At 62.4% G+C, this 7,615-nt stretch carries 4 protein-coding genes and 2 pseudogenes; 4 read left to right on the plus strand and 2 right to left on the minus strand.

The features are described 5' to 3' along the window. The 4 genes and pseudogenes from PFH44_RS22675 to PFH44_RS22690 all read left to right on the plus strand — a co-directional run. Window positions 1-931 (plus strand): annotated as a pseudogene (locus tag PFH44_RS22675) (hypothetical protein); the annotation flags it as partial. Next, the gene (locus PFH44_RS22680) at window positions 931-2,349 is read left to right on the plus strand and encodes a YlbE family protein (protein ID WP_283826226.1); all 1,419 of its coding nucleotides are present in this window, start codon (window positions 931-933) and stop codon (window positions 2,347-2,349) included. The pseudogene PFH44_RS22675 and the gene PFH44_RS22680, both read left to right, overlap by 1 nt. Window positions 2,350-2,430: 81 nt before the next feature. Beyond that, entirely contained in the window at window positions 2,431-3,381 is a 951-nt protein-coding gene (locus tag PFH44_RS22685) for a carbamate kinase family protein (protein WP_283826227.1), read from the plus strand. Between the two features lie 38 nt (window positions 3,382-3,419). Then, window positions 3,420-4,808, plus strand: a complete 1,389-nt coding sequence (locus tag PFH44_RS22690) for an amidohydrolase family protein (protein WP_283826228.1) — start codon at window positions 3,420-3,422, stop codon at window positions 4,806-4,808. A gap of 66 nt (window positions 4,809-4,874) precedes the next feature. Here the strand turns inward: PFH44_RS22690 and lysS are convergent, their stop codons facing one another. After that, complete coding sequence (gene lysS / locus PFH44_RS22695; protein ID WP_045854324.1) at window positions 4,875-6,392, minus strand: lysine--tRNA ligase; 1,518 nt, start codon at window positions 6,390-6,392, stop codon at window positions 4,875-4,877. A gap of 258 nt (window positions 6,393-6,650) precedes the next feature. Further along, a pseudogene (locus PFH44_RS22700) lies at window positions 6,651-7,615 on the minus strand (POT-type proton-dependent oligopeptide transporter); the annotation flags it as partial.

Here is a 7,615-nt window from a genome sequence, read left to right on the forward strand (position 1 = left end):
CGTTAGGCTCCACGATTTCGGCGGCCGCGTGTCGCAGCTTATCGGCCCCGGCGGGCGCGATCTGAGCGAAAAAATCGGCGGCCTGATGATGCTGGACGCCATCGGGATGCTGGAAGACGATCCGCAGACCGAGATCGTCGTCCTGATCTCAAAACCCCCGGCTCCGGCGGTGGCGCGCAGGGTCATTGAACGCGCCCGCGCCTGCCGCAAGCCGGTGGTGGCCTGCTTCCTCGGCCGCGCCGAAGCGCCTGCGGATGAGAGCGGCCTGCAGTTTGCCCGCGGCACCTACGAAGCGGCGCTGAAAGCGGTGGCGCTCTGCGGCATTACGCCCGCAGACGACGATCGCCAGGTGGCGGATCGGGCGCTGATTGCCGACGTTCGCGCGCGCCTGACCCCGCAGCAGAAGTATATTCGCGGCCTGTTCTGCGGCGGCACCCTGTGCGATGAAGCGATGTTTGCGCTGCTGGAACAAGAGGCCGAGGTCTACAGCAATATCCAGCCCGACCCGGCGCTGCGCCTGACGGACATCAACCGCAGCGTCGGGCATACCTTCCTCGACTTCGGCGATGACGACTTCACCAACGGCAGGCCGCACCCGATGATCGACCCGACCAGCCGCATCCAGCGGCTATTGCAGGAGGCCCGCGATCCGCAGGTCGCTGCTATCGTTATGGATTTCGTGCTGGGCTTCGGCTCCCATGAGGATCCCGCCGGCGCGATGCTGGAGGCGATTAAGCAGGCGCAGGCCATTGCCGCCGCCGACGGACGCCCGCTGGCGATCCTCGGCTACGTGCTCGGCACCGACCTCGACGCCCCGTCACTGGAACAACAGCGCCGCACGCTTAGCGATGCCGGCGTCATTCTGGCCAGCAGCAGCAGCCATACCGGCCTGCTGGCGCGCGAGTTTATCTGCAAAGGAGAAAAAGCCTGATGAGCCAGCCACTATTCAACCAGCCGCTGAACGTGATTAACGTTGGGATCGCCCTGTTCAGCGAGGATCTGAAAAAGCAGCACGTCGCCGTTACCCAGCTCGACTGGACGCCGCCGGGTCAGGGCAATATGCAGGTCGTGCAGGCGCTGGACGCCATCGCCGACTCCGCGCTGGCCGACAAAATCGCCGCCGCCAACCGGCAGGCGCTGGAGCGCATTATTCAGTCGCACCCGGTGCTGACCGGCTTCGATCAGGCCATTAACGTGGTTCCCGGCATGACCGCCAAAACCATCCTCCACGCCGGGCCGCCGGTCCAGTGGCAGCAGATGTGCGGCGCGATGAAGGGCGCGGTGACCGGGGCGCTGGTGTTCGAAGGCCTGGCGCAGGATCTGGATGAGGCCGCAGAGCTGGCGGCCTCCGGGGAGATCATCTTCTCACCGTGCCACGAGCACGACTGCGTCGGCTCAATGGCGGGGGTCACCTCGGCCTCAATGTTCATGCATATTGTCGAGAATAAAACCTACGGCAACGTCGCGTTTACCAACATGAGCGAGCAGATGGCGAAGATCCTGCGCATGGGGGCCAACGACCAGAGCGTGATCGATCGCCTTAACTGGATGCGCGACGTGCAGGGGCCGATGCTGCGGGAGGCGATGAAGATCGTCGGCGAAATCGACCTGCGCCTGATGCTGGCCCAGGCCCTGCATATGGGCGACGAGTGCCACAACCGCAACAATGCGGGCACCACCCTGCTGATCCAGGCGCTGACGCCGGGCATTATCCAGGCCGGCTACTCCGTTGAGCAGCAGCGCGAAGTCTTCGAGTTTGTCGCCAGCAGCGACTACTTCTCCGGCCCGACGTGGATGGCGATGTGTAAAGCGGCGATGGATGCGGCCCACGGCATTGAGTACAGCACCGTGGTTACCACCATGGCGCGCAACGGCGTCGAGTTCGGCCTGCGGGTCAGCGGCCTGCCGGGAGAGTGGTTTACCGGCCCGGCCCAGCAGGTTATCGGCCCGATGTTTGCCGGCTATAAACCGGAAGACTCCGGGCTGGATATCGGCGATAGCGCGATTACCGAAACCTACGGCATCGGCGGCTTTGCGATGGCGACGGCGCCGGCTATCGTCGCGCTGGTAGGCGGCACGGTTGAGGAGGCGATCGACTTTTCGCGGCAGATGCGTGAAATCACCCTCGGCGAAAACCCCAACGTCACCATTCCGCTGCTCGGCTTTATGGGCGTTCCGACCGCCATAGATATTACCCGCGTCGGCAGCAGCGGCATTCTGCCGGTGATCAATACCGCCATCGCCCATAAGGATGCCGGGATCGGCATGATCGGCGCCGGCATTGTCCACCCGCCGTTCGCCTGCTTTGAAAAGGCCATTTTGCGCTGGAGCGAGCGTTACCTCGCCTAGCCAGGGGTTCCCCGGGGGCGGCGCTCCCGGGCAACGGCGAACAACCATAACTCTCTTACCCTCTGTAGCGGAACCCGGACAATGAAAGAACTCGTGGTCGTTGCCATTGGCGGCAACAGCATCATCAAAGATAACGCCAGCCAGTCGATTGAGCATCAGGCCGAAGCCGTGAAAGCCGTGGCGGATACGGTACTGGAGATGCTGGCATCGGACTATAACATCGTGCTCACCCACGGCAACGGGCCGCAGGTTGGGCTGGATCTCCGTCGTGCCGAAATCGCCCACGAGCGCGAAGGCCTGCCGCTCACTCCGCTGGCCAACTGCGTCGCCGATACCCAGGGCGGCATCGGCTATCTGATCCAGCAGGCGCTCAATAATCGCCTGGCCCATCGCGGCGAGCAGAAGGCAGTTACCGTCGTCACCCAGGTTGAGGTGGACAAAAACGATCCCGGTTTTGCCCATCCCACCAAGCCGATTGGCGCATTTTTTAGCGCCGCCCAGCGCGACGAACTGCAGCTGGCGCATCCCGACTGGCGCTTCGTCGAAGATGCCGGTCGCGGCTATCGCCGGGTGGTGGCCTCGCCGGAGCCAAAGCGCATCGTTGAGGCCGAGGCGATAAAAACCCTCACCCGCCAGGGCTTCCTGGTAATCGGCGCCGGCGGCGGCGGTATTCCGGTCGTGCGCGGCGAAGGCGGCGATTATCAGAGCGTGGATGCGGTCATCGATAAAGACCTCTCCACCGCGCTGCTGGCGCGGGAAATTCACGCCGACGTGCTGGTTATTACCACCGGCGTTGAGAAGGTGTGCATTCATTTTGGCAAAGCCAACCAGCAGGCGCTGGGAACGGTAACCGTCGGCGAGATGACCCACTATATGCAGGAGGGCCACTTTCCGGCGGGCAGCATGCTGCCGAAAATCGTCGCCAGCCTGGCATTCTTAGCCCACGGCGGCAGCCGGGTCATTATTACCACCCCCGAACGCCTGCCCGCCGCGCTGCGCGGGGAAACGGGCACCCACATTGTGCATGACTAACGGCGCATAGCTAACGATGCATAAATAAAGGAAGAAAGATGAATAACGACAATAGCCGCCGGGAGTTTCTCACCCGCAGCGGGAAAATAGCCGCCGCCGCGGCCCTGCTCGGCGCAGCGGCCCCCTCCTCCTACGCGGACGGCAGCAGCCCGGCCGCCTGCAGCGATCCCCAGGGGACCACGAGCCTCGGCGACAGGCACTACTACCTCGACAACGTGCTGCTGGAGAGCGGCTTCGAGTATGAAAACGGGGCGGTGGTCCATACCCGCACCGAGCTGCAGACCCTGGAGATTCGCGACGGGAAGATAGCGGCCCTGCGGAGCAATAAAAGCCATCCCGATGCCGCCCTCCCCCGCTACGACGCGGCGGGCATGCTGATGCTCCCGGCGATGCGCGACATGCATATTCACCTCGATAAAACCTTTTACGGCGGCCCGTGGCGCTCCCTGAACCGCCCGGCGGGCACCACGATTCAGGATATGATTAAGCTTGAGCAGAAGCTGCTGCCTGAGCTGCAGCCCTATACCCAGCAGCACGCAGAGAAGCTTATCGATCTTATCCAGTCCAAAGGCTCCACCGTGGCCCGCAGCCACTGCAATATCGAACCGACCTCGGGACTAAAAAACCTCGAAAACCTGCAGGCGGTGCTGGCGCGGCGCAGTCCGGGATTCGAATGTGAAATCGTCGCCTTCCCGCAGCACGGCCTGCTGCTGTCGCACTCCGAGTCGCTGGTACGCGAAGCGATGCAGGCCGGGGCGCACTATGTCGGTGGCCTGGATCCGACCAACGTCGACGGCGCAATGGAGAAATCGCTCGATACCATGTTCCAGATAGCGCTGGACTATGACAAAGGGGTGGATATTCATCTGCACGAAACCAGCCCGGCGGGCGTGGCGGCGATAAACTACATGGTAGAAACCGTGGAGAAAACCCCGCAGCTGAAGGGCAAGCTGACCATCAGCCACGCCTTTGCCCTGGCGACCCTCAACGAACGGCAGGTCGCGGCGATTGCCGAGCGCATGGCGGCCGCGCGGATAACCATCGCCTCAACCGTGCCGATCGGTACCCTGCATATGCCGCTGAGCCAGCTGCGTGAGAAAGGCGTGTTTGTGATGACCGGTACCGACAGCGTTATCGATCACTGGTCGCCGTACGGCCTCGGCGACATGCTGGAGAAGGCCAACCTCTACGCCCAGCTCTACATTCGCCCGAATGAGCAGACCCTCTCCCGCTCGCTGGCGATTGCCACCGGCGACGTGCTGCCGCTGAACGACAGGGGCGAGCGCGTGTGGCCCAAGGTCCAGGACGACGCCAGCTTCGTGCTGGTTGACGCCTCCTGCTCCGCCGAAGCGGTGGCGCGCATTTCGCCGCGCGCCGCAACCTTCCACCGGGGCCGGATGGTCTGGGGCCGCGTGGGCCGCGCCTGACGGCAGGCGGACATAAAAAAGCCCCGGGACGCAGACGCGCCTCGGGGCTTTGCTTTTTACGCTGGCTTATTTCTGCGGACGCATCGCCGGGAACAGGATTACGTCGCGGATGGTATGGCTGTTGGTAAACAGCATCACCATCCGGTCGATACCAATGCCCAGACCGGCGGTCGGCGGCAGGCCATACTCCAGCGCGGTCACGTAGTCTTCGTCGTAGAACATCGCTTCGTCGTCGCCGGCGGCCTTGGCGTTCACCTGGTCGAGGAAGCGCTGCGCCTGGTCTTCGGCGTCGTTGAGCTCGCTGAAGCCGTTACCGATTTCACGTCCGCCGATAAAGAACTCAAAGCGGTCGGTGATCTCCGGATTGGCGTCGTTACGCCGCGCCAGAGGCGACACTTCTGCCGGATACTCGGTGATGAAGGTCGGCTGAATTAGGTGCGCTTCCGCCACTTCGTCAAAGATTTCGGTGACGATGCGGCCCAGGCCCCAGCTCTTCTCAACGTTGATGCCGATAGATTCGGCAATCGCTTTCGCCGCGTCGAAGCTATCGAGATCCGCCATCTCGGTTTGCGGACGATATTTCTTGATAGCCTCGCGCATGGTCAGCTTTTCAAACGGCTTGCCGAAGTCGAAAACCTGGTCGCCGTAAGGCACCTCGGTTTTACCCAGCACGGTCTGCGCCAGGGTGCGGAACAGCGACTCGGTGAGTTCGATCAGATCTTTGTAATCCGCGTACGCCATATAGAGTTCCATCATGGTGAACTCGGGGTTATGGCGCACGGAGATGCCTTCGTTACGGAAGTTACGGTTGATCTCAAAGACGCGCTCGAAGCCGCCAACGACCAGGCGTTTAAGGTACAGTTCCGGCGCAATGCGCAGGTACATGTCCATGTCCAGCGCGTTGTGGTGGGTGATAAACGGACGGGCTGACGCGCCGCCGGGGATCACCTGCATCATCGGGGTTTCGACTTCCATAAAGCCGCGAGCCACCATGAACTGACGCATCGTCGCGAGGATCTGCGAGCGCACTTTAAAGGTGTGGCGCGAGGCGTCGTTGGCGATCAGATCCAGATAGCGCTGGCGATAGCGCACCTCCTGATCCTGCAGGCCGTGGAACTTATCCGGCAGCGGGCGCAGGGCTTTGGTCAGCAGACGCAGCTCGCTGCAGTGGATAGAGAGCTCGCCGGTTTGGGTTTTGAACAGCTTACCGCGGGCGGCGATGATGTCGCCGAGGTCCCACTTTTTAAACTGCTCGTTGTAGACGCCTTCCGGCAGATCGTCACGCGCCACGTACAGCTGGATGCGGCCGCCAACGTCCTGCAAGGTCACGAAGGAGGCTTTACCCATGATACGACGGGTCATCATGCGGCCAGCCACGGAGACTTCAACGTTCAAGGAGACGAGCGCTTCGTTGTCCTTGTCGTCAAATTCAGCGTGCAGCTGGTCAGAGGTATGGTCACGGCGAAAATCGTTCGGGAACGGGATACCCTGCTCGCGCAGCGCGGCCAGCTTTTCACGACGGCTTTTCAGTTCATTATTAAGGTCAATTGCCTCATCGGCACTTTGTGCTTGTTGTTCAGACATGTTGGTTCCTCATAACCCTGCTTTCAAACTTGCTTCGATAATTGAACCAGGTCACCCTCCGGCGCGGCCCGTCTCGGGCGCCATCGATGGAGAACAATCGTAACGAACCTGGCTTCACTTCCGGCCGATCTCACTCAGCCATCGCTTCACTAACGATTTTTTATCTTAGGCTTCCGCCCCAGCCAGAATATCCTCCTCCTGATTGTTGAACGGTGCAAGGAGCGCATGCCGCTCCCGCACCTGAGATAGCCTCACGGCTTACGCGCCTCCGCCGGGAATTTCGCCGGCGGCGCGACGTTTGCCGAGGCTGCATGTTGCGGCAAACGCCAGCAGCACGATCGCCGCCACGCAGCCGAGCGTCCATGCGCCCATCTGGGAGAAAAAGTGCTGATAAGCGGCAATGGCCGTTTCGCTGATTTGCGATTCGGTGGTCTGCTGCGCCACCATCCCCGCCAGCCAGTTGGCGACCGCGCCGGTGGCGAGCATGTAAATACCGGTCAGCACCCCGGTCACGCCGGGCATGTTGAGGCGGGTAATCTGCGCCATCGCCACCGGGTCGATAAACAGCTCGGCAAACCCCATCAGCGCCAGCCCGCCGACCATCAGCCCCATTGAGGCCTGGCCGTCGACGGCTGCGTGACGGGCGTTAAGCGCCAGCAGCATAAATCCGCAGCCCATCAGCACCAGGCCAAAGGCGAATTTCAGCCATACCCGCAGCGCGGAGCGGGTGGCGCCTTCCGGGCGCATCAGCCACGCCAGCGCTACCCCCGCCGCCATCACCGCCACCGCGTTGACCGACTGGAACAGCGCCGTCGGCACTTCAATATTCAGCAGGCGGCGGTTAACAAAGTGGTCGATAAACAGGCTAATCGAGCTGCCGCCCTGCTGCGCCAGAACCCAGAACAGCGTCCCGGTCAGCATCAGCAGAACGATTTGCCACAGCGCCCGGCGGTGCTGCGGGGAGGCGATCATGATCCGCGCGACCATCTGGGCGGCAAACACGCAGACGATCGCCAGCAGATAGCCGGACCAGTTATTTTGCAGCAGCAGCGTAAAGAACACCGGCGCCACGCACAGCATCACCACCAGCCAGCCCCAGGTGGGCAGCACAAACTTCACCGCCCGCAGCGCCTGCCTGTCGACGCCGCGGGTGTGGCGGAAGTAGCGGCTGCCGCTTTAGAAAATCAGCAGACCGTTAAACATGCCGGTCCCCGCCAGCCCAA

The sequence above is a fragment of the Klebsiella sp. Ech2A genome (assembly GCF_030078455.1).
Taxonomy (GTDB): domain Bacteria; phylum Pseudomonadota; class Gammaproteobacteria; order Enterobacterales; family Enterobacteriaceae; genus Klebsiella; species Klebsiella terrigena.

Coding starts and splice junctions, on each gene's coding strand:
- PFH44_RS22680 (WP_283826226.1), top strand. CDS start 931: ATGAGCCAGCCACTATTCAACCAGCCGCTGAACGTGATTAACGTTGGG.
- PFH44_RS22685 (WP_283826227.1), top strand. CDS start 2,431: ATGAAAGAACTCGTGGTCGTTGCCATTGGCGGCAACAGCATCATCAAA.
- PFH44_RS22690 (WP_283826228.1), top strand. CDS start 3,420: ATGAATAACGACAATAGCCGCCGGGAGTTTCTCACCCGCAGCGGGAAA.
- lysS (WP_045854324.1), bottom strand. CDS start 6,392: ATGTCTGAACAACAAGCACAAAGTGCCGATGAGGCAATTGACCTTAAT.